General features: G+C 74.6%; 22 protein-coding genes. 11 read left to right on the plus strand and 11 right to left on the minus strand.

Going from position 1 to position 23,996, the window contains the following annotated elements; genetic code table 11:
- The first annotated feature begins 26 nt into the window (after nt 1-26).
- Nucleotides 27-2,279 (plus strand): SpoIIE family protein phosphatase, encoded by a 2,253-nt coding sequence (locus BX266_RS31730; protein ID WP_259464949.1) that lies wholly within the window; start codon nt 27-29, stop codon nt 2,277-2,279.
- An 89-nt stretch (nt 2,280-2,368) separates the two neighbouring features.
- On the opposite strand, the gene BX266_RS31735 is transcribed toward BX266_RS31730, so the two are convergent.
- Nucleotides 2,369-3,373 carry an aldo/keto reductase family protein gene (locus tag BX266_RS31735; protein ID WP_099905510.1) on the minus strand — a complete coding sequence of 335 codons (1,005 nt, stop codon included), beginning with the start codon at nt 3,371-3,373 and terminating at the stop codon, nt 2,369-2,371.
- Nucleotides 3,374-3,527: 154 nt separating this feature from the next.
- Between BX266_RS31735 and BX266_RS31740 the strand changes: the two genes are divergently transcribed.
- The gene (locus BX266_RS31740) at nt 3,528-4,760 is read left to right on the plus strand and encodes an ROK family transcriptional regulator (RefSeq protein ID WP_399170868.1); all 1,233 of its coding nucleotides are present in this window, start codon (nt 3,528-3,530) and stop codon (nt 4,758-4,760) included.
- A gap of 238 nt (nt 4,761-4,998) precedes the next feature.
- Complete coding sequence (locus BX266_RS31745) at nt 4,999-6,000, plus strand: Acg family FMN-binding oxidoreductase (protein ID WP_259464950.1); 1,002 nt, start codon at nt 4,999-5,001, stop codon at nt 5,998-6,000.
- Nucleotides 6,001-6,041: 41 nt separating this feature from the next.
- Here BX266_RS31745 and BX266_RS31750 read toward each other — a convergent pair whose 3' ends face one another.
- The 4 genes from BX266_RS31750 to BX266_RS31765 form a co-directional block, all read right to left on the minus strand.
- On the minus strand, nt 6,042-6,686 hold the full coding sequence (locus BX266_RS31750; protein ID WP_099905514.1) for a DedA family protein: 645 nt from the start codon (nt 6,684-6,686) through the stop codon (nt 6,042-6,044).
- A gap of 165 nt (nt 6,687-6,851) precedes the next feature.
- Nucleotides 6,852-7,808, minus strand: a complete 957-nt coding sequence (locus tag BX266_RS31755) for an electron transfer flavoprotein subunit alpha/FixB family protein (protein WP_099905516.1) — start codon at nt 7,806-7,808, stop codon at nt 6,852-6,854.
- Nucleotides 7,809-7,958: 150 nt separating this feature from the next.
- Entirely contained in the window at nt 7,959-8,744 is a 786-nt protein-coding gene (locus tag BX266_RS31760; RefSeq protein ID WP_399169201.1) for an electron transfer flavoprotein subunit beta/FixA family protein, read from the minus strand.
- Nucleotides 8,745-8,886: 142 nt separating this feature from the next.
- Nucleotides 8,887-10,488 carry an FAD-dependent oxidoreductase gene (locus BX266_RS31765; RefSeq protein WP_099905518.1) on the minus strand — a complete coding sequence of 534 codons (1,602 nt, stop codon included), beginning with the start codon at nt 10,486-10,488 and terminating at the stop codon, nt 8,887-8,889.
- Nucleotides 10,489-10,544: 56 nt separating this feature from the next.
- Between BX266_RS31765 and BX266_RS31770 the strand changes: the two genes are divergently transcribed.
- Nucleotides 10,545-11,195 carry a helix-turn-helix domain-containing protein gene (locus BX266_RS31770; RefSeq protein ID WP_099905520.1) on the plus strand — a complete coding sequence of 217 codons (651 nt, stop codon included), beginning with the start codon at nt 10,545-10,547 and terminating at the stop codon, nt 11,193-11,195.
- Nucleotides 11,196-11,272: 77 nt separating this feature from the next.
- On the opposite strand, the gene BX266_RS31775 is transcribed toward BX266_RS31770, so the two are convergent.
- On the minus strand, nt 11,273-11,932 hold the full coding sequence (locus BX266_RS31775; protein WP_259464951.1) for a Tat pathway signal sequence domain protein: 660 nt from the start codon (nt 11,930-11,932) through the stop codon (nt 11,273-11,275).
- Nucleotides 11,933-12,128: 196 nt separating this feature from the next.
- On the minus strand, nt 12,129-13,103 hold the full coding sequence (locus BX266_RS31780; RefSeq protein ID WP_180290688.1) for a hypothetical protein: 975 nt from the start codon (nt 13,101-13,103) through the stop codon (nt 12,129-12,131).
- Nucleotides 13,104-13,702: 599 nt separating this feature from the next.
- Here BX266_RS31780 and BX266_RS31785 point away from each other — a divergent pair.
- From BX266_RS31785 to BX266_RS31800, 4 genes are all read left to right on the plus strand, one after another.
- Nucleotides 13,703-14,332, plus strand: coding sequence for a DUF6230 family protein (locus BX266_RS31785; RefSeq protein ID WP_099905522.1), 630 nt, complete (start codon nt 13,703-13,705; stop codon nt 14,330-14,332).
- Nucleotides 14,322-14,831, plus strand: coding sequence for a DUF6114 domain-containing protein (locus BX266_RS31790; protein WP_220659697.1), 510 nt, complete (start codon nt 14,322-14,324; stop codon nt 14,829-14,831). The genes BX266_RS31785 and BX266_RS31790 overlap by 11 nt, the downstream gene beginning before the upstream one ends.
- Before the next feature lie 196 nt (nt 14,832-15,027).
- Nucleotides 15,028-15,678 (plus strand): 5-oxoprolinase subunit PxpB, encoded by a 651-nt coding sequence (gene pxpB, locus BX266_RS31795; protein WP_099905524.1) that lies wholly within the window; start codon nt 15,028-15,030, stop codon nt 15,676-15,678.
- Between the two features lie 234 nt (nt 15,679-15,912).
- A complete protein-coding gene (locus tag BX266_RS31800; RefSeq protein ID WP_099905526.1) occupies nt 15,913-16,773 on the plus strand; it encodes a biotin-dependent carboxyltransferase family protein in 861 nt (286 codons plus the stop codon).
- A 12-nt stretch (nt 16,774-16,785) separates the two neighbouring features.
- Here BX266_RS31800 and BX266_RS31805 read toward each other — a convergent pair whose 3' ends face one another.
- The 3 genes from BX266_RS31805 to BX266_RS31815 all read right to left on the minus strand — a co-directional run bounded on the left by BX266_RS31805 (nt 16,786) and on the right by BX266_RS31815 (nt 20,699).
- A complete protein-coding gene (locus BX266_RS31805) occupies nt 16,786-18,030 on the minus strand; it encodes a DUF2201 family putative metallopeptidase (protein WP_180290689.1) in 1,245 nt (414 codons plus the stop codon).
- Nucleotides 18,027-19,244, minus strand: a complete 1,218-nt coding sequence (locus BX266_RS31810; RefSeq protein ID WP_099905528.1) for an AAA family ATPase — start codon at nt 19,242-19,244, stop codon at nt 18,027-18,029. Before BX266_RS31810 ends, BX266_RS31805 begins: the two co-directional genes overlap by 4 nt.
- A gap of 87 nt (nt 19,245-19,331) precedes the next feature.
- A complete protein-coding gene (locus BX266_RS31815) occupies nt 19,332-20,699 on the minus strand; it encodes a hypothetical protein (protein ID WP_099908533.1) in 1,368 nt (455 codons plus the stop codon).
- Nucleotides 20,700-20,861: 162 nt separating this feature from the next.
- Here BX266_RS31815 and BX266_RS31820 point away from each other — a divergent pair, with 162 nt between their 5' ends.
- From BX266_RS31820 to BX266_RS31830, 3 genes are all read left to right on the plus strand, one after another.
- The gene (locus tag BX266_RS31820) at nt 20,862-21,842 is read left to right on the plus strand and encodes an oxygenase MpaB family protein (RefSeq protein ID WP_259464952.1); all 981 of its coding nucleotides are present in this window, start codon (nt 20,862-20,864) and stop codon (nt 21,840-21,842) included.
- Between the two features lie 422 nt (nt 21,843-22,264).
- Nucleotides 22,265-22,447: a hypothetical protein gene (locus BX266_RS31825; RefSeq protein ID WP_099905532.1), complete on the plus strand. Its 183-nt coding sequence runs from the start codon at nt 22,265-22,267 to the stop codon at nt 22,445-22,447.
- A 112-nt stretch (nt 22,448-22,559) separates the two neighbouring features.
- Nucleotides 22,560-22,880 carry a WhiB family transcriptional regulator gene (locus BX266_RS31830; protein WP_099905534.1) on the plus strand — a complete coding sequence of 107 codons (321 nt, stop codon included), beginning with the start codon at nt 22,560-22,562 and terminating at the stop codon, nt 22,878-22,880.
- On the opposite strand, the gene BX266_RS31835 is transcribed toward BX266_RS31830, so the two are convergent.
- Nucleotides 22,861-23,940 (minus strand): hypothetical protein, encoded by a 1,080-nt coding sequence (locus tag BX266_RS31835; protein WP_143687043.1) that lies wholly within the window; start codon nt 23,938-23,940, stop codon nt 22,861-22,863. The genes BX266_RS31830 and BX266_RS31835 overlap by 20 nt on opposite strands.
- Between the last annotated feature and the right edge of the window lie 56 nt (nt 23,941-23,996).

Below are 23,996 nucleotides of genomic sequence, written 5' to 3' on the forward strand. Positions count from 1 at the left end.
AGCGACCGGGGAAGCGGAGGACGCAGGTGGACGGACACCGCGACAGCGGCAGCGGCGACGCACAGGAGGCGGACCAGGTGAGCACCGACGAGGAGCACATGGACGCGGCCCTGCTCGACGCGCTGTTCGCCCAGGCCCCGATAGGTCTGTTCGTACTCGACCAGGACCTGCGCGTGGTCCGCTACAACAGCGCCTCGCACGGCGTTCGCGGCATGCCCAGTTCGGAGATCGTCGGCCATCAGCCCGCCGAGTTCGCGCCCGGCTTCGACCGGGCCGAACTCGAGGTGCTCGCCCGGCAGGTCCTGGACGAAGGCGTGTACATCCGCGAGCAGCTGGTGCGCGGCCGGATGCCCGGCGACCCCGCCCGCGAGATGGTCGGCGCGGTCTCGTTCTTCCGGGTCGTCTCCGACACCGGCCGGCCCTACCTGGTCGCCGCCGTCGAGGACGTCACCGAACGCCAGGCCGCCCTGGACCGCCTCGACATCCTGCACAGCGCCCACCGCCAGCTCGGCGCCTCCCTCGACTCCATCGGCTCCGCCCAGGAACTCGCCGACGTCGCCGTCCCGCGCTTCGCGGACGCCGCCACCGTCGACCTGCTCGACGACCCGATGCGCGGACAACCGCTGCGCACCGGCCCGATCGACCCTGACACGCCGCTGCGCCGCGCCGCCTACCGCGCCGCGTACCGCCTGACCCGCGGGCCCGGGCCCGCGAACCTGCCGCACGGGCCGATCCCGCACGGCGCGCTCTCCACCTACGGATCGCCCACGCCGTACAGCCAGGTGCTGGAGGACGGGCAGGCCCGGCTGATCCGCGGGCTGCGCGGCGACGAGGAGTGGCTGACCGCCGACCCGGAGCGCGGGCAGCGGCTGATGGCGATGGGCGTGCACTCGATGATCGTCGCGCCGCTGGTGGTCCACGACGCGGTGCTCGGCGTCCTCTCGCTGTACCGCTACCACCGCCCCGAGGTCTTCGACCAGGACGACCTGGACCTCGCGATCGAACTGGCCTCGCGCGGCGCGCTCTCCATCGACAAGGCCCGCAGCTACGCCCGCGAACGCTCCATCGCGACCACCCTGCAGCGCCAACTGCTGCCCAGGGACGCCGCGGAGCTCAGCGCCGTGCAGACCTCGCACGTCTACCTGCCCGGCGTGGTCGGCCCAGGCGGCGACTGGTACGACGTGATCCCGCTGTCCGCCGCCCGGGTCGGCCTGGCCATCGGCACGGTCACCGGAACCGGCATCGAGGCGGCCGCCATCATGGGCCAAGTGCGCACCGCGCTCAGGACGCTGGCCGTCCAGGACCTGCCGCCGGACGAGCTCCTGGTCCGCCTGGACGAGGCGGCGCGGGTGCTCACCGAGGAGCAGCGCGACACCCTGCCGCCGGGCGCGGACCAGCTGCCCGACGGCCTGGCGTCCTGCCTGTACCTGGTCTACGACTCGATCGGCCGGACCTGCACGGCCGCCTCCGCCGGCCACCCCGGCCCGGTGCTGGTGAACCCCGACGGCGCGCCGGCGCCGTTCCCGGTGGTGCCGGGACTGCCGCTGGGCTGCGGCGACGGCCTGTACGAGACGGGCACGGCGGAGCTCGCCGAGGGCAGCGTACTGGCCCTGTACACCTGCGGGTTGATGTCCGGCCCCGCGCAGGCTCGGTCCGCCGGGACGGACGGCGAGGAGCCCCGGGAGCCGCTGCCGCACGGAGCCGACGACCGGCGGGCGGTGCTGGAGCGGGTGCTGGCCAGGTCCGGGGAGGAGGAGCTGCGCGAGCTGTGCGACCAGGCGGTGTACGCGCTGCTGCCCGAGCGGCACCGGGAGGACGCGGTGCTGCTGCTGGTGCGCACCCGGGCGCTGCCGGACGAGCGGGTCGCGGTGTGGACCCTGCCGGAGGACCCGGCGGTGGTCCGCACCGCCCGCCGTCTGGTCGAACACCAGCTCGCCGCCTGGGGGTTGACGGACCTGGAGTTCGCCACCGACCTGATCGTCAGCGAGCTGGTGACCAACGCGATCCGCTACGGCAAGGCGCCGATCCGGCTGCGTCTGATCAACGACCGGGGTCTGACCTGCGAAGTGTCGGACTCCTCGGCCAGCACCCCGCATCTGCGCAAGGCCAAGAACACCGACGAGGGCGGCCGTGGCCTGTTCATCGTCGGTCAGCTGGCGCAGCGCTGGGGCACCCGCTTCGCCCGGCACGGCAAGACGATCTGGGCGCAGCAGGACATGCCGACGCCGACTCCGCCGTCGGGCCCGGAGATCGACCGGGGCGGCGAGCGGTTGACGTAGCACGCAGCGGGAAGGCGGGTGCGGGAACGCGACCGGGTGCCGGGCGGGCGGTGCGGCGGCGCCGCTGCCCGCCCGGCGGGGCCGAGGTCTCAGGGGCGCGACTTCGGCGAGTTCTCGGCGGTCTTGCCGGCGTCGAACTCGGCGACGGGGGCCAGGATCTCGTCCATCCTCGCGAGCAGCGCGGGCTCCAGCTTCACGCCGGCGGCCTTGACGTTCTCGGTGACCTGCTCGGGTCGGGAGGCGCCGATGATGGCCGCGGACACGTTGGGGTTCTGCAGCACCCAGGCGACGGCGAGCTGGGCCAGCGAGAGCCCGGCCTCCTCGGCGAGCGGGCGCAACAGCTGGACGCGCTCCAGCACTTCGGGACGCAGCCAGCGGGCGACGAAGTTGGCGCCGCCCTTGTCGTCGGTGGCGCGGGAGCCCGCCGGGGGCTCGGCGCCCGGCAGGTACTTGCCGGTCAGCACGCCCTGCGCGATCGGCGACCAGACCACCTGGCCGAGGCCCAACTCCTCCGAGGTCGGGACGACCTCACCCTCGATGACCCGCCACAGCGCGCTGTACTGCGGCTGGTTCGAGACGAACGGGATCCGCAGCTCGCGGGCCAGCGCGTGGCCGGCCCGGATCTGGTCGGCGGTCCACTCGGAGACGCCGATGTACAGCGCCTTGCCGGAGCGGACCACGTCGGCGAACGCCTCCATGGTCTCCTCCAGCGGAGTCGACGGGTCGAAGCGGTGCGCCTGGTAGACGTCCACGTAGTCGGTCTGCAGGCGGCGCAGCGAGCCGTCGATCGACTCCATGATGTGCTTGCGGCCCAGCCCCCGGTCGTTGCGGCCGGGACCGGTCGGCCAGAACACCTTGGTGAGGACCTCCAGGCCCTCGCGCCGCTCGCCCTTCAGGGCGCGGCCGAGCACCGACTCGGCGCGGGTCTCGGCGTACACGTCGGCGGTGTCGAAGGTGGTGATGCCCGCGTCGAGGGCGGCGCGGATGCACGCGGCCGCGGTGTCCTCCTCGACCTGCGAGCCGTGGGTGAGCCAGTTCCCGTAGGCGATCTCACTGACGATCAGGCCGCTGCGGCCCAGGTGGCGGAATTCCATGATCTGTACGGTACGTCAGCGGCGGCGGGCCGGTGGGTACCATCGCCGTTGCCGAAGGTGCCGGGTGCGGGCCGGAGCCGGGCGGCGGATGACGTGTACTCGGAAGCGCCGGCGGTCGGGCGGACGGCGGCGCACGGAGCGGAGGACGATCGCAGTGGACCACCCGCAGGAGCCGTCGGCCGGGCGGCGGCCGGGCGGCGGCGTGCCGCCGGAGCCCGCCCGGTGGAGCCGGCAGCGGTTGCGCAGCAACAACGAGTGGCTGCTGCTGGAGCTGCTGCGCACCGGCGGCCCGTCGTCGCGGGCCCAACTCGCCCGGGACACCGGCCTGTCGAAGCCCACGGTGTCGGCCGCACTGGGCTCGCTGGCGGGGGCCGGCCTGGTCCGGGAGGCCGGCACCATCGCCCCGGAGCGCGGCCGTACGGCCGTGCTGTACCAGGCGGACGCGGCCGCCGGGCACGTGCTCGGGGTGGACGTCGGCAAGGCCCGGCTGCGGGTCGCGGTCGCGGACCTGGCGGGCCGGGTGGTGGCGCGCCGGGACGTGCCCAACCGGGGCCGGACCGGAACCGCCGTCGCGGACGCGCTGGTCGCCACCGCCCGGGCCGCGGTCGCGGACGCCGGGCTGGCGGACGGCGCGGTGGTCCGGGCGGTGATCGGCAGCCCCGGAGTGTGGGACGAACGCAGCCGGGTCGTGCGGCACGCCGCGCACCTGCCGGGCTGGGCGCGTCCCGGCCTGTTCGACGGGATCGAGGCGGGCCTCGGCGCGCCGGTGGAGGTCGGCAACGACGCCAACCTGGCGGCGCTCGGCGAGTACACCTACGGTGCGGGCGCGGGCAGTTCGGTGTTCGCGTACCTGCTGGTGGGAACCGGGCTCGGGGTCGGCCTGGTGCGTGGCGGCGAGCTGTGGACGGGCTCGCGCGGGGCCGCCGGTGAGATCGGCATGCTGCAACTCCCTCGGCTCAGCAATGACGTGACGGATCGTCAAGGCTTGGCGCTGGAGCAGGTGGTGGCGGCCGACGCGGTGGTGCGGGATGCCGAGCGGCGCGGCCTGACGGGCGCGTCGACGGCCGCGCAGGTGTTCGCGGCGGCCCGCGCCGGGGACGCCGCCGCGCTCGCTGCGGTCGCGCACGAGGCGGAGCAACTCGCCTTCGCGGTGGCGGTGGTGGCTGCGGTGGCGGACCCCGAGCTGGTGGTGCTGGGCGGTGGGCTGGGGCGCAGCGCGGACCTGCTGCTGCCGCCGCTGGAGGACGCGCTGCGGCGCACCTGCGTGCTGCGGCCGCGGCTGGTGGCGAGTGCGCTCGGCGAGGACGCGGTGCTGCTGGGAGCGGTGGCCACCGCGCTGGAGGCGGCCCGGCTGGAGGTGTTCGTCCGCCGGACCGCGGAAGCCTGAGCGGCGTAAGCCTGAGCCGCGGAAGCCTGGGCCGCGGAAGCCTGGGCCGCGGAAGCCTGGGCCGCGGGGGCCGGGCAGCGGGAGGCTGGGCACGGTGTGACGGCCCTCGGCCGAGGAAGGGGGCGGCGGTCGTTCGGCACGGGCCTTTGGGCCCTACCGGGCGACCGGTCGGCGGCGGAGGCTCAAGACAGGCAAGCGTTGGACGCGACGACGAGGATGCGGCGAGGAGTGATCCGCGATGACCGAGTCGATGGCCGGTGCGGCCGGCGGTGGAAGCAGGCTGAGCGCGGACGAGCTGCGCGAGTTGGTGGCGGCGGCCGGTGCGGCGCCGTCGCTGCACAACACCCAGCCCTGGCAGTTCCGGCCCGCGCCGGACGGGCCCGGGGTGCTGGTGTTCGCCGACCCGGCGCGGGCGGTGCCGCTGGCCGACCCGGACGGGCGGGCGATGCTGGTCTCGGTGGGTGCGGCGCTGTTCAACCTGCGGGTGGCGGCGGCCCGGCAGGGGCTGCCCGTCGACGAGTTGGAGGTGCTGCCCGGACCGCCCGGCGCGGGCGCCCCCGTGGCAGTGGTGCACTTCGGCGCCCGTGGAGTGCCGTACGAGCTTTCCGAGTTGGCCGAGGCGATCGGCCAACGGCATTCCAGCCGCGAGCCGTTCGGGAACCGGGACGTGCCGGAGGCGGTGGTCGGTGAGCTGATCGCCGCGGCCGCAGCCGAGGACACCGTGCTGGAGTTCCTGGAGGAGGCCGGGGCGCGGCGGGTGCTGGCGCTCACCGCCGAGGCGGAGGCGCGGATCGCGGGCGACGCGGCCCGGCGTGCGGAGACCGGGGGCTGGCTCCGCGAGGAGCCCGCCGCCGACGGCATCCCGGACCGGGCGCTCGGCCCGCAGGACCACGAAGCGCGGGTCCCGGTCCGGGACTTCGCCGGGCACGGGCCCGCGCACTCCGAACGCTTCGAGGCGCTGCCGCAGCTGGTGACGATCGCGACCCGCGGCGACACCGCGGCCGACTGGCTGCGGGCGGGGCAGGCGATGGAGCGGGTCTGGCTGGTGGCGACCGCGGTCGGCCTGCGCGTCTCGGTGCTCCACCAGGCCGTCGAACTGTCGGACACCCGTTGGCGGTTGCGCGACCCGGACAGCGGGGTCGGCACCGTCCAGGTGGTGCTGCGGGTCGGCTACGGCCCGCCCGGCGCCGCCACCCCGCGTCGCGGGGTCGAGGAACTCCTGGGGGGTGCGGGCTCCTGACCCCGCGGCCGGTCGGACGCCGGGCCGGTGACCCGCCGGGCTCAGCGGCGGCGGCTGGACCGCGAGCGGCGGAGTTCGAGCAGCAGCGGCAGCAGCGAGACGACGACGATCACCGCGATCACGGGCAGCAGGTAGCGGTCGATGTTCGGGACGGTGGCACCGAGCGCGTAGCCCGCCAGTACCAGGCCGACCGTCCAGATCGTGCCGCCGACGGCCTGCCAGAGCGTGAACGTCCGGGCGGGCACGCCGAGCGCGCCGGCCAGCGGGTTGAGCACGGTGCGCACCACGGGGACGAAGCGGGCCAGCGTGATGGCCTTGGCGTGGCCGTAGCGGGAGAGCAGTGCCTCGGCGCGCCGCGCGCCGTCGTGCAGGCGCCGGTTGGCTGAGCGGTCGAGCAACGTCCGGCCGCCGCGGCGGCCCAGCAGGTAACCGACCTGGGCGCCGGCCAGTGCGCCGACCAGGGCGGCGGCCAGGACCTGGGCGAGGTTCAGGTGGGGGCCGGAGTGCAGACCCGGGGTGCAGAGCAGCCCGGCGGTGAACAGCAGCGAGTCGCCGGGGAGGAAGAATCCGATCAGCAGCCCGGTCTCGGCGAACAGCACGGCGGCGATGCCGAACGCGCCGAACGCGGAGAGCAGCGAGGACGCGTCGAGCGGGTTGACCGCGAGCAGGGCGGCGTGGGTCGGCACGGCAGGGCCTCCGGGAAGCAGGCTTCGTCTACAGAAATGTAGACCGCCTGCTCCACTGTAGACGGTTGGTGTCGGGTTGCCCGCCGCCGCCGGGGGTGCAGGAACGCCGGAAGGGCGCGACCGCGGTGGTCGCGCCCTTCCGGCGAGGTGCGGGGTGACGGTGCGTCAGCCGGCCTTCACCTCGCCGGTGAGCTGGGGGAGGACGGTGAACAGGTCGCCGACGACGCCGTAGTCGACGAGTTCGAAGATGGGGGCTTCGGGGTCCTTGTTGACGGCGACGATGGTCTTGGAGGTCTGCATGCCGGCGCGGTGCTGGATGGCGCCGGAGATGCCCGCGGCGACGTAGAGCTGCGGGGAGACCTGCTTGCCGGTCTGGCCGACCTGGTTGGTGTGGGGGTACCAGCCGGCGTCGACGGCGGCGCGGGAGGCGCCGACGGCGGCGCCGAGGGCGTCGGCGAGGTCCTCGACGACGGAGAAGCCGTCGGCGGCGCCGACGCCGCGGCCGCCGGAGACGACGATGGCGGCTTCGGTGAGTTCGGGGCGGCCGGTGGAGACGCGGGGGGTGCGGGAGGTGACGGCGGCGGCGTTGCCGGTGAGGGCGACGGTGACGTTCTCCACGGCGCCGGCGGCGGGGGCGGGTTCGGGGGCGGTGCTGTTGGGCTTGACGGTGATGACGGGGGCGCCGGTGGTGACGGTGGACTTCACCTGGAAGGACGCGGCGAACACCGACTGGGTGGCGACGGGGCCGGCGGGGCCGGCTTCGAGGTCGACGGCGTCGGTGATGATGCCGGAGCCCAGGCGCAGGGCGGTGCGGGCGGCGACCTCCTTGCCCTCGCCGGAGGAGGTGACGAGGACGGCGGCGGCGTCGGCGGCCTTGGCGATCTGGGTCAGCGCGTCGACCTTGGGGACGACCAGCTGGGAGGTGAACTCGTCGGCGTCGGCGACGTAGACCTTGGCGGCGCCGTACTCGGCGGCCTTGGCGGCGATCTCGGCGGCGGCGGCGCCCGCGCCGAGGACCACCGCGGAGGGGGTGCCCAGCCGGCGGGCCAGGGTCAGCAGTTCGAGCGCGGGCTTGCGCACCGCACCATCGACGTGGTCCACGAGGACCAGGATCTCGGACATGATCGGTTGCTCCTGAGGATGCTGGAGGGGCGGGGGTGACGGGCCGTCAGGACGGTGCCTGGTCGGCGGAGTTGTTCATCCGTGGGGTGCGGCGCCCGGCCGGGCCGGCGGTGCGGGGGCCGGGCGGTGCACCAGGTCCGCGGTGGACCGTCAGATGAACTTCTGCTCGGCGAGGTACGCGGCGAGCTGCTTGCCGCCGTCGCCCTCGTCGGTCACGATGACGCCCTTGGTGCGGGCCGGGCGGGCGGTGACGTCCTCGACCCTGGTCCAGGAGCCGGCCAGGCCGACCGCGTCCGCGTCGATGCCCAGGTCGTCCAGGTCCAGGGCCTGCACCGGCTTCTTCTTCGCCGCCATGATGCCCTTGAACGACGGGTAGCGGGCCTCGCCGGACTGGTCGGTCACCGACACCACCGCCGGCAGCGCCGCCTCGACCTGCTCGGACGCCGCGTCGCCGTCCCGGCGGCCCTTCACCACGCCGCCCTCGACCGCGACCTCCGACAGCAGCGTCGCCTGCGGCACCCCCAGGCGCTCCGCCAGCAGCGCGGGCAGCACGCCCATCGTGCCGTCGGTGGACGCCATGCCGCACACCACCAGGTCGAAACCGGTCTTCTCCAGCGCCGCCGCGAGGATCGCGGAGGTACCGATCACGTCCGTGCCGTGGATGTCGTCGTCGTTGACGTGCACCGCCTTGTCGGCGCCCATCGACAACGCCTTGCGCAGCGCGTCCTTCGCGTCGTCCGGACCCACCGTCAGCACCGTCACCTCGGCGCCGTCGTTCGCCTCCGCGATCCGCAGCGCCTGCTCGACGCCGTACTCGTCCAGCTCCGACAGGAGGCCGTCCACGCCCTCCCGGTCAGTGGTGGCATCGTCCGCGAAGCGACGGTCACCGGTCGCGTCGGGCACGTACTTCACACAGACAACGATCCTCAAGCTCACGGCTGCGTCGTCCTTTCCTACCGGGAGGGAACTGAGTACCCCCACTAGACCACACTCCGTGCCACAGATCCACTCTCCGTGCGAGTGATCGTGGCCTCAGTGTGGGGCGGGGAGGGAACTGAGTGCCGGGCGGGCGTGCCGGTCAGGCGGTGCGGTGCAGGCGGAGGGTGGAGTCCCGGTGCGGGCGGGCGTCGGGGTCGGCGACGGGGTGGCCGGGGTGGTCGTGCCGGGCGTGTTCCTCGGCGCGCTCCACCGTCCACGTGTCGGGGGCCAGTTGCAGGGCGGCGAGCGTCTCCTCGGGGGTGGGCAGGTGCATCTCCGGGCGCTCGTGCCGGGCGGGGAGCACCGCGTGGCTGACGATCAGCAGGATGCCGTCGGGAGCGACCGCGTCGGCGGCCCGGCGCAGCACCCGCTCGCGCGGGAACTCGGCGGGGGAGTGCAGGAACTGGGCGGAGACCAGGTCGTAGGAACCCGACGGGAAAGCGTTTGCCAGGTCCACCCGCTGCCAGGTGATCCGGTCGGCGACGCCCTCCACGGCGGCGTGCGCGGCGGCCCGGTCGAGCGCCACCTGGGAGATGTCGACGGCGGTGACCTGCCAGCCCTGCTTGGCCAGCCAGATCGCGTCGCCGCCCTCGCCGCAGCCCAGGTCCAGCGCGTGCCCGGGCTTGAGGCCCTCGGCCTCGCGGGTCAGCGAGGCGTTCGGGCGGCCGCTCCAGATCTGCTCGCTCTCGCCGTAGCGGTTCTCCCAGAACTCGATCGCGTCGACGGCCAGCCGGGTCTCCTCGGCGACCAGGTCGGCGTTGATCGCGGCGGCGGCGCGCAGGCCGTCCGCGGCGGCGACGGCGACCTGGGCGGACGGGTCGGTGAGGTTGCCGGCCGCCCAGACGCCGGGGGCGGCGGTGGCGCCCATCGGGTCGGTGGTGGCCAGTCGGGTGGCGAACCGGACGCCCTCGCGGACCAGGTCGGTGGCCTCCAGGCCGAGGTCGGCGAGGAACGGCGCGGTCACGGCCAGCTCGGGGCCCACCCCGAGCACCTCGCACTCGACGGTGGTGCCGTCGGCCAGCCGCACGCCGGTCAGCTCGGCGGGCGCGCCCTCCGGCAGCAGTGCGGCGACCTCGCCGGTCACCACGGTGACGCCGCGGGCGGCGAGTTCGCGCGACTGCTGCTCGGTGAACGGCTCGGCGGTGTGCGCGAGCAGCGTGACGTCCGCACTCCACTGACGCCACAGCAGCGCCTGGTGGACGGCGATCACCGGGTTGGTGGCCAGCACCGCGATGCGGCGGTCGCGGACCTCCCAGCCGTGGCAGTACGGGCAGTGCACCACCTGGTGGCCCCAGCGCTCGGCCACGCCCGGCACCTCGGGCAGCCGGTCGGTGGCGCCGGTGGTCAGCAGCAGGCGGCGGGCGTGCACGGCGGTGCCGTCGGACAGCTCGGCGCGGAACCCGCCGTCCTGGTGCCGGCTGATGCCGAGCACCTCGGCGTCGTGGAACTCGCCGCCGTACGAGGCGACTTCGGCCCGGCCCAGGGCCACCAGCTCGGCCGGCGGCAGGCCCTCGCGGCCGAGCAGGCCGTGGACGCCCTCGGCGGGCGCGTTGCGCGGGCTGCCCGCGTCGACGACCAGGACCGAGCGGCGGGCCCGGGCCAGGGTGAGGGCGCCGCTGAGTCCGGCGGCGCCGCCGCCGACGACCAGAACGTCGTGGTGACGGGCGGGGTTCGGGTGCTGGTTGCGGTGCGTCGTGGTCATGGCTCGATGGTGCGCCGGGTTGGCCGGATTGACAAACAATGTTGCTGAGGTGGCAAATGGAAGGGGTCGGGGGACGACACGGAAGGAGCGGGCCGGTGAGCACCCAGGACGAGGACTTCGAATCGGTGCTGACGGCGGTCGGCCCGCGGCTGCGGGCGATCCGCCAGCAGCGCGGTACCACGCTGGCGCAGCTCAGCGAGCGGACCGGGATCTCGGTCAGCACGCTCTCCCGCCTGGAGTCCGGCGGCCGCCGGCCCACCCTGGAGCTGCTGCTGCCGCTGGCCCGCGCGCACGGCGTGGCCCTGGACGAGCTGGTGGACGCCCCGCCGACCGGAGACCCGCGGGTGCGGCTGCGCCCGTTCGTCCGGCACGGCTGGACGTATCTGCCGCTGGCCCGCAACCTCGGCGGGATGCAGGCGTACAAGATGGTGGTTCCGGCGGGAGGCAGCCGGGACAACTGCGAGCAGCGCACGCACGAGGGCCACGAGTGGCTGTACGTGCTGTCCGGGGAGCTGCTGTTGAAGCTGGGCGACCACGACGTGGTGCTGAAGGCCGGCGAGGCGGCGGAGTTCGACACCCGCACCCCGCACCTGTTCACCAATGCGGGCAGCACGCCGGTGGAGTTCCTGAGCCTGTTCGGCCCGCAGGGCGAGCGGGTGCACGTCCGGGCCCGGACCGCCAACTCTGCTTCTTCTCAGGAGGACTGACTCGCCGTCAGTGCCGGTGCGCCGCGCCCCGGGTGGGGCGCGGCGTCCGAACTGCGGTGAGGATCCGCTCGGTCGGCTCAGTTGACGAAGACCGTGCCGCCCAGGGTGGTGTCGGTGACCGGGCCGTAGGAGGCCGAGAAGTTGATGTTCGCGAAGCAGATGCTCGGGCCGGTCAGCTTGGTGAAGGGCTGGTTGGTCAGGCCGATCTGCGCCGGGCTGTTGGTGGCGTTGCCGTTCAACACGCCGGTGGGGGAGGAGTAGGTGCAGGTGGCGTTGCCGGCCAGGGTCTTGAGGCTGACCACGGCCTGGATGGTGCCGGTGAGGGTGGCCGGGAAGCCGGCGGAGTCGGTGATGGCCAGGGTGTAGGGCAGGTTGCTCATCGTCAGGCTGTTCACGCCGGTGACGCCGACCACGTTGGAGGTGCAGCCGGAGAAGGTCAGGACGCTGACCGGGCCGGACGCGGTGGCGGAGCCGGTGGCGGCCGGGTTGGCGGCCACCTTGCCGCCGATGGTGGAGACGGAGCACTTGACGCCGGTGGTGGTGCCCGGGTTGTACATGGTGGCGAAGGTGCCGCCGACCAGGCCGGCCGAGAGCGAGTCGCCAACCCCGACGGGGGTGGTGGTACCGGCGATGGTCAGCACCTGGGTGCCGGCCGCGCTGGCCGGGACGGCGGGGAGCGCGAGCAGTGCGCCGGCTGCGGCGAGAGCGGCGACTGCGGCGTAGAGACGGTTGCGCACGAGGGTTCCTTCCGGTGGGTGGGGCATCCGGTGGGGGCCGCCCCGGCGGCCTCGCCGGGGCGGTGGCTCCGCGGCGACGCGGAGCCCGTGCCGGCCCGTCGACGGGTCGGCACGAGTCGGTGGGGGAGCCGCTCGGACGTGTCAGGTCCCGGCGTCCGGCGGGCGCTCCGGGACGTGGGGAGCCCGGTGCGGGCGCTCAGTTCGCGGCGCTGTCCTTGATCGCGGCGGTGAGGTCGGCGAGGTCGGTGTCCAGGACGAAGGAGGCGTTGGTCTTCTCGAAGCTCACGGCGTCCTTGCCGGGCGCGGCGGGCAGGCCCATGGTCCAGTCGATGATCTGGTCGAGGGAGCCGAGCAGGCCGCAGCCGTTGGCGCCGGGTACCGCGAAGGTGTTGTCGACCAGGGCCGCGCCGGTCTCCGAGATCACCAGCGCGCCATGGCCGTTGGGGTCCATGTCGTAGCCGAGGGTGCCCGGGTCACCGGTCATGGGGGAGGCCGGCGCGGGCGGGGCGGTGATGCCGGTGGTGGGCTTCAGCAGCAGCGGCGCGGCGTCCGAGCCGACGTAGCAGTGCGAGCCGAACAGCGCGTTGTACAGGTGCAGTTTGATCGGCAGCTGGAAGACGGGGTACGGCTCGCCGGTCGCCAGCGGGGTGAACTTGGTGACCGGGCCCGCGAGTTCGACCTGGGCGAAGACGCTGGTGATGCCGGGCAGGAAGTTCTGGATGCCGGGGATGGTGATCTGCACCATCGGGGCGGTCATCAGCGGCGCGCCGATCGGCGGGACCACCGTGTACTGGTTGGCGGTGCTGCCGTCCGGGAACGACACCTCGGGCGCGGACTTGTCCCAGTAGAAGCCGAACTGCAGCTTGATCGGGGAGTTGAACGGCACCACGGTGCTGCCGAGGGTGAACTTCCCCGCGTTGGTGACCGACACCAGGCAGCCGACCTGCAGGTTCTCCGGGTTGGTCATGGCGGGTGCGGTGAGCGGACAGTTGCCCATGCCGGTGTACGGCGCGCCCGGGGCGGCGGTGGCGGCCGAGGCCGGGGCGGTGGAGCCCAGCAGTGCGGCGCAGGCGAGGGCGGCGACCGGTGGGACCAGTCGGCCGAGCCGCCTGCGGGCGGTGCGGCGGGGACCGGCGGCGGGGGCGGGGACGGCGCGCGGGGTGGGGCGCATGGCGGGGGGACTCCTCACGGCAGGAAGGCAGGGGGAGGCGGGCCCGCGGCCCGGAGCGGGCGCGGGCGGGCCGGGCGGTGCACGGTCGGGTGGTTCGGTGAGCGGGTGGGGCGCTCGACGCCACGAGCGACCGGGCCGAAGGCGCACGACTGCCACCGTTGCGCCGGAGCGGTCCGCCGTACCGGAGAGAGCGGGCGCCTCCGAGGTGCGGGGAGGACGCCGGCGGGCGGAGCGGGAAGGGCCGGCGGGCACGCCGTCGAGGCGCGGCGACCACCGGGTACCTGCCAAGTTCTAGGCCGATGTCCGCGCCAACGTCAAGGCGGCATACGGAAGTTGGAAGGAAGGTGAGCGAAGTTGCGGTCTATGTAGTACTCAATTGCCTTACCTGTCACAGAAGTTGACTGTCGTTCAGCTCGATCGCAGCGGTGCGCGAAGTATTGACCCGGCATGTACCCCGGGGTAACTTCCAGTCAGCCCGCCGGTTATGAGAAAGATCGTCAACTGCACTGCCGTGCAACCCAGTTGACGATGCATTCCACGCCAGGAACTCGGCCCCGACGAGCTGCGGAATCCCCCACCCGAACCCTCTGGAGCTGCACATGGCCCCCTCCGCAGAACAACCGGCCGCCACCCCCACCGGGCGCGGCCGGGTCCGGCTGCGCCGCGCCGCCCTGATGGCGATACCCGCCTGCGTCACCGCCGGCGTCCTGGTGACCCTGACCGCGCAGAACGTCCTCGCCACCCAGTTCGCGATCTCCGGCATGGCCTTCACGGTCACCGCCGATCGCCTCGACGGCACCGGGTTCGAGCAGTACGGCACCCTCGACAACATGATCGAGAACAGCCCCAACGCCGGCGACACCGGAGGCCAGCTGTTCCTCATCCAGACCGTGGTGAAGAACGCCTCGCTCACCAAGCTCTGCCAGAGCGTCAACCTCGGCGGCATCAACCTGCTGATCACCGCGGGCGACAAGGGCACCCCCGTCACCGCCGAGAACCTCACCACCGACTCCGACCTGATGAGCGGCGACGCCGAGTTCAAGGGCCTCGAAGTCGGCCGGGACGCCAGCACCTTCGACAAGGGCGGCGTGGCCGGCCCGCCCGGCATGTTCGGCCAGCAGGGCGACACCGTGGCCGTCGACCACTTCCGGCAGCAGAACTACGCCACCACCGCCGGCACCTTCCGGCTGCCCAACATGCACCTGAGCTTCAGCACCGATGGCTGCTGAGTTCGACCCGGCACCGGACCGGGCGGCCGACACCACGGCCGCCCGGCCCACCGGCGCCGAGCTCACCGCCGCCGAGCACCCCGAACCGCCCGGCCCGGCCGCCCGCGGCGGCTTCGCCGGGTGGCGCGGACGGCGACCGTTCTGGGGCGGCCTGCTGGTCACCCTGGCCGGCGCCGAGATCCTGTTCACCGAGAAGGCCCCGATGCGGATGGTCATCCGGATCGGCATGCTCGGACTGGCCGGCTACGTCATCCCCGCCCTCATGGTGCTGTGCGGCCTGCTGCTGATCTTCCACCCCGTGCAGCGGGTCTTCTACTCCCTGCTCGCCGTCCTCGCCACCCTCGGCAGCTGGGTCACCTCCAACCTGGGCGGCTTCTTCATCGGCCTGCTGCTCGGCCTGATCGGCAGCACCCTCGCCTTCGGCTGGCTCCCCGACCAGCCCCGACGGCAGAGCCGCCGCGCCCGCCGCGCGGCGAAACGCCGAGCGACCCCGGCCTGACCGGGGCGGACCGGCGGCGGAGCGTGGCCGCCGCCGGGCAGATCCGTCCGCGGCCCCCGCACACCGAGCGGGCGGGGACCGCGGCCGGACCCGGCACCCCGCCGCGGGCCCCGTGCCCGCGACCCGGCCCGTCCGGTTGGTAGCTTGGCCGCTGACGGCCCGTGAGCGGCCGAACCGAGCAGAACGGACGGATGCGGTGCGAGTACTGCGATGCGGCAGCGACGCCGTCCTGATCGAGGTCGAGGATGCCGAGCAGGTCCAGCAGCTGCACGCCGCCCTGCACGCTGCGCCGCCCACCGGCGTCACCGAACTCGTTCCCGCCGCCCGCACCGTCCTGGTCCGCTACGACCCGGCCGTGGCCGACTGGCAGCGCCTGCGCGCCGCCGTCACCGCCCTCACGCTTGCCGAGGCCGCGGTCGCCGCACCGGCCGAGACCGTCCGGATCCCCGTCCGCTACGACGGGCCCGACCTCGCCGAGGTCGCCCGCGCCACCGGGCTGACGCCCCGCCAGGTGGTCGAACGGCACACCGCCGCGCACTACCGCGTCGCGTTCTGCGGCTTCGCCCCCGGCTTCGCGTACCTCACCGGACTCGACCCCCGGCTGCACGTCCCCCGCCGCGCCGAACCCCGCACCCGGGTCCCCGCGGGCGCTGTCGCCATCGCCGACGAGTACACCGGCATCTACCCGCGACAGAGCCCCGGCGGATGGCAGCTGCTCGGCACCACCGCCCTCACCCTCTGGGACCCCACCGCCGACCCGCCCACCCGGCTGCGCCCCGGCACCGCCGTGCGCTTCGTCGAGGACGAATCCGAGCCGGACGCCGAAGAGGGGTCGAGGAGCGCATGAGTTCTGGGGCTCAATTGCTGGTTGCCCGTGGGGGATTCGGGCCTGGGGTGGCCGTCTTCCGGGGCGGGCGCTTCGTCGGCGGCGCCTCGGACGGCGAAAAGGGGTTGCGGAGCGCATGAGTTCTGGGGCTCAAGTGCTTTTTGTCCGGAGCGGATTCGGGCCTGGGGTGGCCGGTCTCGGGGGCGGGCGCTTTGTCGGGGGTGCCTCGGATGCTGGGAAGGGAGCGATGGGCGCATGAGTTCTGGAGCTCAACTGCTGGTTGTCCGGAGCGGATTCGGGGCCACCGTGCAGGACCTGGGGCGGCCCGGGCTGGCTGCGTTGGGGGTCGGGCGCTCCGGGGCTGCCGATCCTGAGGCGTTGCGGCTGGCCAACCGGCTGGTGGGGAACCCCGAGGACGCTGCCGGGATCGAAGCGCCGATGGGCGGCGTCGAGGTGGAGTTCGGCCGGGCCGCGACCTGTGCGCTGGCCGGCGCGGAGTGCGCCGCCTGGGCGGGCGGGCGACCGGTCGGCCCGTACGCCCCGTTCACGGTGCCCGCCGGCGCCCGGCTGCGCCTGGGAACGCCGGCCCGGGGCCTGCGGGTGTACCTCGCCGTCCGCGGCGGTCTCGACGTTCCCGCCGAGCTCGGCTCCCGGGCCACCGACACCATCGCCGGCCTCGGCCCCGGGCGGCTGGCGGCCGGTCTGCTGCTGCCGCTCGGCGCCGCCGCCGGCTGGCCGCGCGTCGACCTCGCGCCGCGGCCCGCCCCCGCCGACCGCACCGTGCTGCACGTGATCCCCGGCCCTCGGGACGACTGGTTCACCGAAGAGGCGTTCGGCACCCTGCTCAGCGAGCCGTACACCGTCACCTCCGACAGCGACCGGGTCGGCATGCGCCTGGACGGGCCGCCGCTCGCCCGCGCCCGGGTCGGCGAACTGCCCTCCGAGGGCATGGTGTGCGGCGCCCTGCAGGTGCCGCCGTCCGGTCGGCCGATCCTGTTCCTCGTCGACCACCCCGTCACCGGCGGCTACCCGGTGATCGCCGTCGTCCGGCGGCCCGACCTCGGTACGGCCGCCCAGGCCAGGCCCGGTGACACCGTGCACTTCCGGCTCGCCTGAGCGGCGGCCGGGTCAGCTGAGCCTGACCACCCGCGCCCACTCCGGGGGCCCGTCGGGGCGGTAATCGGGGTCGTGCTCCCGGACGTGGGCGTGCCGTCCGAACAGGCCGACCACGGTGCGGCACGGCGGACGGCGCGAGGGCCACGGCGTCTGACCGTCCGTCAGCACCACCACCACGTCCGGGGCCGGACGCAGCCGCAGCGCCGCCGCGAAGCCCTCCCGCAGGTCGGTCCCGCCGCCGCCGATCAGCGCCAACCCGCCCTCGCCGGCGACGCGTTGGACGTACTGCGCGGCGGCGTCGCAGGACACCACCGACACCAGGTCGCGCCGCCCGCCGACGGCGCGGACGATCGCCGCGGTCTCCAGCAGCGCGGTGCCCAGCTCGCTGTCGCTGACCGAGCCGGAGGTGTCCACCACCACCGCGACCCGGGGCGGGCGGCGGCGCAGCGAGGGCAGCACGACGCCGGGCAGGCTGGTGGCGCGCCGGGGCGGCCGCCCGTAGCTGTAGTCGTCGCCGCTGCCCGCGCCGGCCACCGCCGCGCGGACCGCCGCACCCAGCAACTCCCGCCAGGGCTGCGGCGGATGGAACGCCCGGTCGGCCCAGCGCCGCCAGCCCGCCGGGGTGTCGCCGGGTCGGGCCCGGATGGCCTCGGCGACCCGGAACCGCACCAGGTCGCGTTCCTGGTCGCTCAACCCGTGCGCGCCGTCCGGGCCGAGGTCCCAGGCCCGGTCCAGGCCGTCCGCGCCGCTGCCGCACTCCAGCCACACCAGTTCCTGGTGCTCGGTGCCGATCGAGAACATCCGCACGTACTCCTCCATCAGGCCGTCCGGAGGCAGCCCGAGGGTGTGCGGGTAGACCGCGTCGGCGGGGCGGACCAGGCCCTCGCCGAACGCGTCGTCGTTGATCTCGCAGTCCGCCGCCAGGTTGATCCGCAGCCGGTCGCCGGGCCCGTCGAGATCCAGTGTCCGCATCACCCGGTCGCCGCGCCGGGCGTGGTCGCGCAGCAGGTGCGACACCTCGTGCACCCAGACCGAGGCCAGCACCTCCTCCGAGGTGCGGTCCACGAAGGTCGGCGAGACGTAGCACCGCCAGTGCCGGTCCACGGCCATGGTCGGCACTCGCGCGGACTCCACCACGTGCACCGCGAACAGCGCCGTCGCCAGGTACGGTCGGGCCCGCACCGCGTGCAGGCGGGCCGCGAACAGCTTCTCCAGGTGCAGGCGTCCGGGCGCGCCGGTGTCCGGCCGGGCCGTCACCGGCGGCGTCCGGCGGTGGTGGCGACCCGGGCGGCGGAGGTCTCCGCGCGGCGCGAGAGCTTCAGCGCGCCCGCGAAGCGGTCGATCAACTCCGGTACCTCCCAGTCGTCCTGGCGCAGCGAGGCGAGCGTGGTCACCGGCACCACCAGCACGTCCGGCGCGCCGTCCTCCAACGCCCGGGCCATCAACGCCCAGGCGGCGTCCCAGCGCTCGCGCGACGGGCGGCCGCGCACCGCCGCCACCACACCGTCCAGCACGGTCTGCCGCAGGTCGCCGCGCCGGGGCAGCACGGCGGCGGCCGGGTCGGCGAGCAGGTCCTCGGGCGCGGGCAGGTCCATCCGGTCGACGGCGGCCAGCAGTTCGAGCCCCGGGCCGTCGCCGACGGTGCCGCGCACCAGCAGTGACAGCACCTCGCGGTCCGCGCCCGCCGCCGAGGCGAACGCCGCCAGCCGCACCGTCATCTCCCAACTGCGCGGCGAGGGCCAGGCCCGGCCGCGCCTGGACTCGGCGGTCGGGATGCGGTGGGTCAGTTCGGGCCGGACGGTGAGCAGGCCGCACACGGCGCGGCGGCCGAACTCGACCGCCGCGGCGAGCCGTTCGGGATCGAGCCGGGGCAGCTCGGCGCGCGGCCACACCCCGCCCAGGCCGCGGACCACCACCTCGGCGTCGTGCACCCAGTCCAGGTGCACGAAGCGGTTGGCCAACGGCGCGCTCAGCTCCCAGCCGTCGGCGGCCGACGCCCGCGGGTTGGCCGCCGCCACGATCCGCACCCCCGGCGGGAGTTGCAGCGCGCCGATGCGCCGCTCCAGGACCAGTCGGAGCAGCGCGGCCTGCACGGCCGGCGGCGCGGTGGACAGCTCGTCCAGGAACAGCAGCCCGCGCCCCTGCTCGGCCAGCCGCACCGCCCAGTCCGGTGGGGCCAGCGGCACGCCCTGGTTGGCCGGGTCGGCTCCGATCACCGGCAGGCCGGCGAAGTCGGACGGCTCGTGCACGCTGGCGATCACCGTGGTGAGCGGCAGGTCGAGTTCGGCGGCGAGCTGGGTGAGCGCCGCGGTCTTCCCGATGCCCGGCTCACCCCACAGGAGGACGGGCAGGTCGGCTGCGACGGCCAGGGTGAGCGCCTCGATCTGGAGGTCCCGCCGGGGCTCGGTGGTGGACTGCCGCAGCAGCGTGAGGAGTTGGTCGGCAACGGCAATGCGGTTCGCTGAAGGCATGGTGGGGTCACCTGGGGTCGTGAGAAGGGGAAAGCCGGGCGCAGCGGGGCACGGGCCGGAGTCCGGCCCGCCGGGGCACGGCGAATGTCAGTGGCGCCAGGGCCGGTCGAGCCGCCGCGGCGTGCTGCGCGGCGGACGCGGGCGGTGCGGGTGACCGCCCGGTTTCGGCCCGGAAGGGACGGGGACGGGAACCGGTGACGTGCCGTTGCGGCCGTGGTGCGGATCGAGGCCGTTGGCGTCCAGGCCGCGGTCCAGGTGGCGGTCGGCGTCGGTGCGCAGCGCTTCGGCCAGCGGTCCCTCGCGCAGGACGGCCTGCTCGCCGAGGAGGCGGCGGACCGCGGCGAGCGCCGCCGGGCGGTCGCCGTGCAGCAGCCGTTGCCGGACGGCGTCCAGGTCCTCCGGCTGCCGGTGCGCACGGTCGAGCGCCCGCAGGCACGGCAGCGGAGTGCCGCCGAGCGCCACCAGCAGGTCCTCGCGCCGCAGTTGCTCCGCACCGTGGTCGAGCGGAACCAGTACGCCGTCGACCACGGCGAGCCGGTGCAGCTCGCCGCGGCAGTCCACCAGCAGGGGCCCGGCGTCGGCGCCGGGACCGGGCTGCCGCGGGGTGCGGTGGCCGGGCGCGAGTGCGGCGGCCACCAGCGGGTGCAGGCGCTCGGGCGTGATCCGGCCGGCGGCGAGCAGCAGCACGTCCGGCGGCGTCCAGGTCGCGGCGTCCGGCAGGACCGGGTGGCCGCGGGCCGTGCGGGCCGTGCGGTCCGGTGCGGCAGGTGCCGCGCCCGGGTCGAGCAGCAGGAACCGGCGGGCAGCCAGCCGGACCGCGACCGGCTCGTCGGGTGGCAGGCCGTCCGCGGTGCGCAGCAGGTCCGCCTCGAACCCCCAGGCCGCATCGGCAAACTGACTGTCCGTCAGATTGATTGCGCGGAATGCGAGTTCGGGGGAGCGGCGGGCGTCCCACAGGTGCCGGTGCAGGTCCAGGCGGAAGCGCCGGTCCGGGCGCGGGTGCGGATGCCGGGCCGTCGCGCTCTCGCCCTCCCACAGCGCCAGCCGGACACGTTGGCCCGCCGCCGCAGTGACCGGCGGGGTGCGAACGACCAGGTGGAGCGGCTCGGCGGTGGCGGAGTCGCCGTCGCGCGGATAGCGGGCCAGCGTCAGGGTGAGGCCGGGCCGCAGCAGCCCGTCCGGGGCGATCCGCGGCAGGTGCCAGCGCAGCAGGTCCGGGGCCAGGTGCCGCAGGTCCGACCTGAGCCGGCCCGCCAACTCCGCACCGTACGACCGGGAGACGGCACGCACGTCGATGTCCGGATCGAATCCGGCTGCCGCGCACGCCCCGCCCCAGTCGCCCAGCTCACGGCGGGCGGCAGCGGTCTCGATCATGGCCGGGGGAACGGCGAACTGCCGCACGCGCGACCAGAAGCAGGTACGAGTGTCCTCGTCCGGGAAGGAAGTGTCGTGCATCAGCACTCACTTCGGGCGGACGGGACCTCCAATCCATGAAGAGTCATCGCCGGTGATCGTAGCCGTGCCGGTGCGGCCTGTCAGCCCCATTCTTCGGCGCGCCCTCCCGACGTAGGGTGGCGGCAGGGCCGCGACCGGCCCGGAGCGGGAGGTACGACGGCGGTGACAGGCGCGTGGCGGCGGCCGGTGGAGGCACTGCGGCTCAGGCTGCTCCGGGAGATCAACTCGACGGTGCACGGGGCGGATCTGCACCTCGAACGCTACGACCGGCCGCCCGGCGACCCCGGCCTGTTCGGCCCGAACAGCGTGGTGTGGCAGGTGCACGGGCACCCCGCGGGCATGCTCGTCGGCGGCTTCGCCGCGCTGATGCTCCAGTCGCTGCACCCCGTCGCGATGCGGGCCGTCGCCGAACACTCCGACTACCGCACCGACCCCACCGGCCGGCTCCACCGCACCGCCCGGTTCGTCTCCACCACCACGCTCGGCTCCTCCGCCGCCGCGGAGGCCGCGATAGCCGCCGTCCGCCGCATCCACGGACACGTCCGCGGCTTCGACACCGCCGGCCGGCCCTACCGGGCCGACGATCCCGCGCTGCTCTGCTGGGTGCACACCGCGGAAACGGCCTGCTTCCTGGCGGGCCATCAGGTCTTCGCGGGCGGCCGGCAGGCCGGTCCGGGTGAGGGCGGTGGCGGCGCCGAGGGCCGGCGCGGGCCTGGGCGGCTGAGCGGCCCGCAGTGCGACGAGTACCTCGCGGAGGTCGCGCTGATCGGCGAACTGCTGGGCGCGCACGAGGTGCCGGACTCCCGGGCCGGGCTGGCCCGGTACCTGGCGCGGGTCCGCCGCGAACTGCGGGTCACCCCCGAGGCGCGGGAGGCCGTCGCCCTGCTGCGCGGCTTCGGACGGACCCGCCGTGAGCGGCTCGCGGTGCACGTGCTCACCAACGCGGCGGTCGGCCTGCTGCCGGGTTGGGCGCGCCGCGAACTCGGCATCCACCGCCCGTGGGTCGTCCGCCGACTCTGGGACCGGCCGCTGGCCCGCGCGCTCGGCGCAGCCATGGTGTGGGCCTGCGGCCTGTCCCCGATCCGCGCCGCCGCCGAGGCCCGGGCCCGCGCGAAGCCCGCAGCCCGGGCGGTGCGCGGCTGACCTGAGCGGCGGCCACGCCGGTTCCACCGCGTCCAGGTTCAGGGCAGGGGTCCGTGGGCCGGAGTCGGCGAGAGGCACGCGAAGCGGCCGCCGTCCGGGGCTGGGTCCGGAGGGCGGCCGCTTCGGCGCCGTCAGTGTTCGGCGGTCGGGGCGGGGCGGGTGGGCGTCAGCACTGGGGCCGGCGGCCGTGGTTCGCTCCGCGCCTGGCGCGGGCCTTCTTCTTGCGGCGTCGCTTCGACGACATGGCCTCTCCTCTCGCGGCGGTGCACAACAGTTCCCCCGGTCCACGGTGCCCCGGCTGTGCGGCGCCCGCCAGCCGGGGCGGGCGGCGACACCCCGGGACGCGCCCGACACGCCGAGGCTCGGACCGGCGGGGACGCACCATGGAGGGAGGGGGCCGAGACGCAGCCGCGGGAGACGAGATGTCGCACCAGACGCATGGGAGCCACGACGCACCGTCGGACGAGTGGCCGCCCACCGAGACGCCCGAGGCGCGGATGACGGGGGAGGGCTCGCCGCCGCCGGACGAGGCGGAGAAGAGCCCCGAGGACGGCCCCGAGTTCGCCGTTCCGGTGTCCTCGCCGCCCGAGCTCGAGGAGGACTGAGCGGCGCCCGGCGGGCGTACCGGTCGAAGGTGCTTCAGCGGACGGATCGCGGTTAGACGGACGGAATATCCGTTCATCCGCTGATCCGATCGTTAGACGGAGGGAGCATCCGATGACCGTGATCTCGCGCCTGCCCGGGGCCGTCGAGGAGGAGTGGGACTGGCAGCTGAGCGGCGCCTGCCGCGCAGCCGACTCCGGCCTGTTCTTCCACCCCGCGGGGGAACGCGGACAGGCCCACGACGACCGCGACCGGGCGGCCAAGGCGGTGTGCGCCCGCTGCCCCGTCCGGGAGCGGTGCCTGATGCACGCCCTCGCCACCCGGGAACGGTACGGCGTGTGGGGCGGCTGCACCGAGGAGGAGCGCCAGCACCTGCTGCGCAGGCGGCGGCGCAACCGGGGCCGGGTGGGGGAGGTCAGCTCTTCAGACCGGTGATCTCGGTGAACGCGGCGGTCCCGGAGTAGCCGATCAGGAAGCCGACCAGCAGGCCGCCCCAGAAGTCCTCGACGGTGATGAAGGACTGGGCCTCCGACTTCCGGGCCGAGAAGATGATCGCGGCCCAGCTGAGGATCGCCGACAGCGCCAGCGAGACGGCGGCGACTCCGGGATGGCCGTGGCTCAGGAAGCCGTCCGTCCGCACGCTCTGCAGCGACCGGGCCGCGCTGCCGACCAGCCCGCCGACTACCCCGCCGAGCATGACGTTGCGGAGCGCGGACTTGACCGGAACGGTGCAGGACGTGGTGTTCGAGAAGATCCGCCGCCGGGTGCCGGCCGGGGGCACCTGCGGCGGATCGTCCCGGCTGTCGGCCCGGGCCGGTGCGGGTCCGGCCTCGAATCCGTAGATCACCGTCATCTGCAGGTGGTACTTGGCCGGAATGAAGAACGGGCCGCGGCCGGTGCCCAGCCGGATGGTCCAGACGTCGGTGCAGCCGGGTTCGAGCGCGGCGCCGGCCGGAAGCGAGCCGATCAGTCTGGCGCGCTCGTTGCTGTCGCGCATGGTGACGTTGACCGTTCCTTCTCGGCTGGTCACCCGGACGTTCCGCAGGTGGCCGTCGATGTTGACGGTTCCGGACTGCGAGTCGACGTGCAGCTGGGACTTCACCTTCAGCCAGGAGATCCGGTTCTCGGCTTCCAGCTCCTCGATCCGCCGGCGGGTCCGCCTGGCCTCCGGGGCGGCGGTGTCCGCCAGGTCGAGCAGCTCCTCGTTCAGGTCCGCGATCAGGCGGTCCCGGGCCACGATCTGCCGGACCGCCTTCCGTTCCGCGCGGCGCTCCTGCCAGCCACGGCCTGGTTCGCGAGGGCCCTCAGGGCGTTGGAGGAGCTGCGTCGGCAGGCTCAGTTCGACCGAATCGATCCAGGTGGACTGGGCGAACGGGTTCTTGATGTGCAGGTAGAGCGTGAAGTCGGTGCCGGAGTAGACCTCGGGGACGGAGAGGTCGACGGACAGGTCCAGCAAGCCCAGTTGGGCCGGGAGCTCGTTCGGTGGCGTCGTCACGCGAGCCAAAGCTATCGGCCGCGGAGGGGCCGTGTCGGCGTTTCCGGCAGACCGAC

It is taken from the genome of Streptomyces sp. TLI_171, from assembly GCF_003610255.1.
Classification (GTDB): domain Bacteria; phylum Actinomycetota; class Actinomycetes; order Streptomycetales; family Streptomycetaceae; genus Kitasatospora.

Excerpts from the sequence above, each read along its gene's own strand:
- BX266_RS31735 (WP_099905510.1), bottom strand. The coding sequence starts at position 3,373 with ATGGAATTCCGCCACCTGGGCCGCAGCGGCCTGATCGTCAGTGAGATC.
- BX266_RS31745 (WP_259464950.1), top strand. The coding sequence starts at position 4,999 with ATGACCGAGTCGATGGCCGGTGCGGCCGGCGGTGGAAGCAGGCTGAGC.
- BX266_RS31755 (WP_099905516.1), bottom strand. The coding sequence starts at position 7,808 with ATGTCCGAGATCCTGGTCCTCGTGGACCACGTCGATGGTGCGGTGCGC.
- BX266_RS31765 (WP_099905518.1), bottom strand. The coding sequence starts at position 10,488 with ATGACCACGACGCACCGCAACCAGCACCCGAACCCCGCCCGTCACCAC.
- BX266_RS31770 (WP_099905520.1), top strand. The coding sequence starts at position 10,545 with ATGGAAGGGGTCGGGGGACGACACGGAAGGAGCGGGCCGGTGAGCACC.
- BX266_RS31780 (WP_180290688.1), bottom strand. The coding sequence starts at position 13,103 with ATGCGCCCCACCCCGCGCGCCGTCCCCGCCCCCGCCGCCGGTCCCCGC.
- BX266_RS31785 (WP_099905522.1), top strand. The coding sequence starts at position 13,703 with ATGGCCCCCTCCGCAGAACAACCGGCCGCCACCCCCACCGGGCGCGGC.
- BX266_RS31790 (WP_220659697.1), top strand. The coding sequence starts at position 14,322 with ATGGCTGCTGAGTTCGACCCGGCACCGGACCGGGCGGCCGACACCACG.
- BX266_RS31800 (WP_099905526.1), top strand. The coding sequence starts at position 15,913 with ATGAGTTCTGGAGCTCAACTGCTGGTTGTCCGGAGCGGATTCGGGGCC.
- BX266_RS31810 (WP_099905528.1), bottom strand. The coding sequence starts at position 19,244 with ATGCCTTCAGCGAACCGCATTGCCGTTGCCGACCAACTCCTCACGCTG.
- BX266_RS31815 (WP_099908533.1), bottom strand. The coding sequence starts at position 20,699 with ATGCACGACACTTCCTTCCCGGACGAGGACACTCGTACCTGCTTCTGG.
- BX266_RS31825 (WP_099905532.1), top strand. The coding sequence starts at position 22,265 with ATGTCGCACCAGACGCATGGGAGCCACGACGCACCGTCGGACGAGTGG.
- BX266_RS31830 (WP_099905534.1), top strand. The coding sequence starts at position 22,560 with ATGACCGTGATCTCGCGCCTGCCCGGGGCCGTCGAGGAGGAGTGGGAC.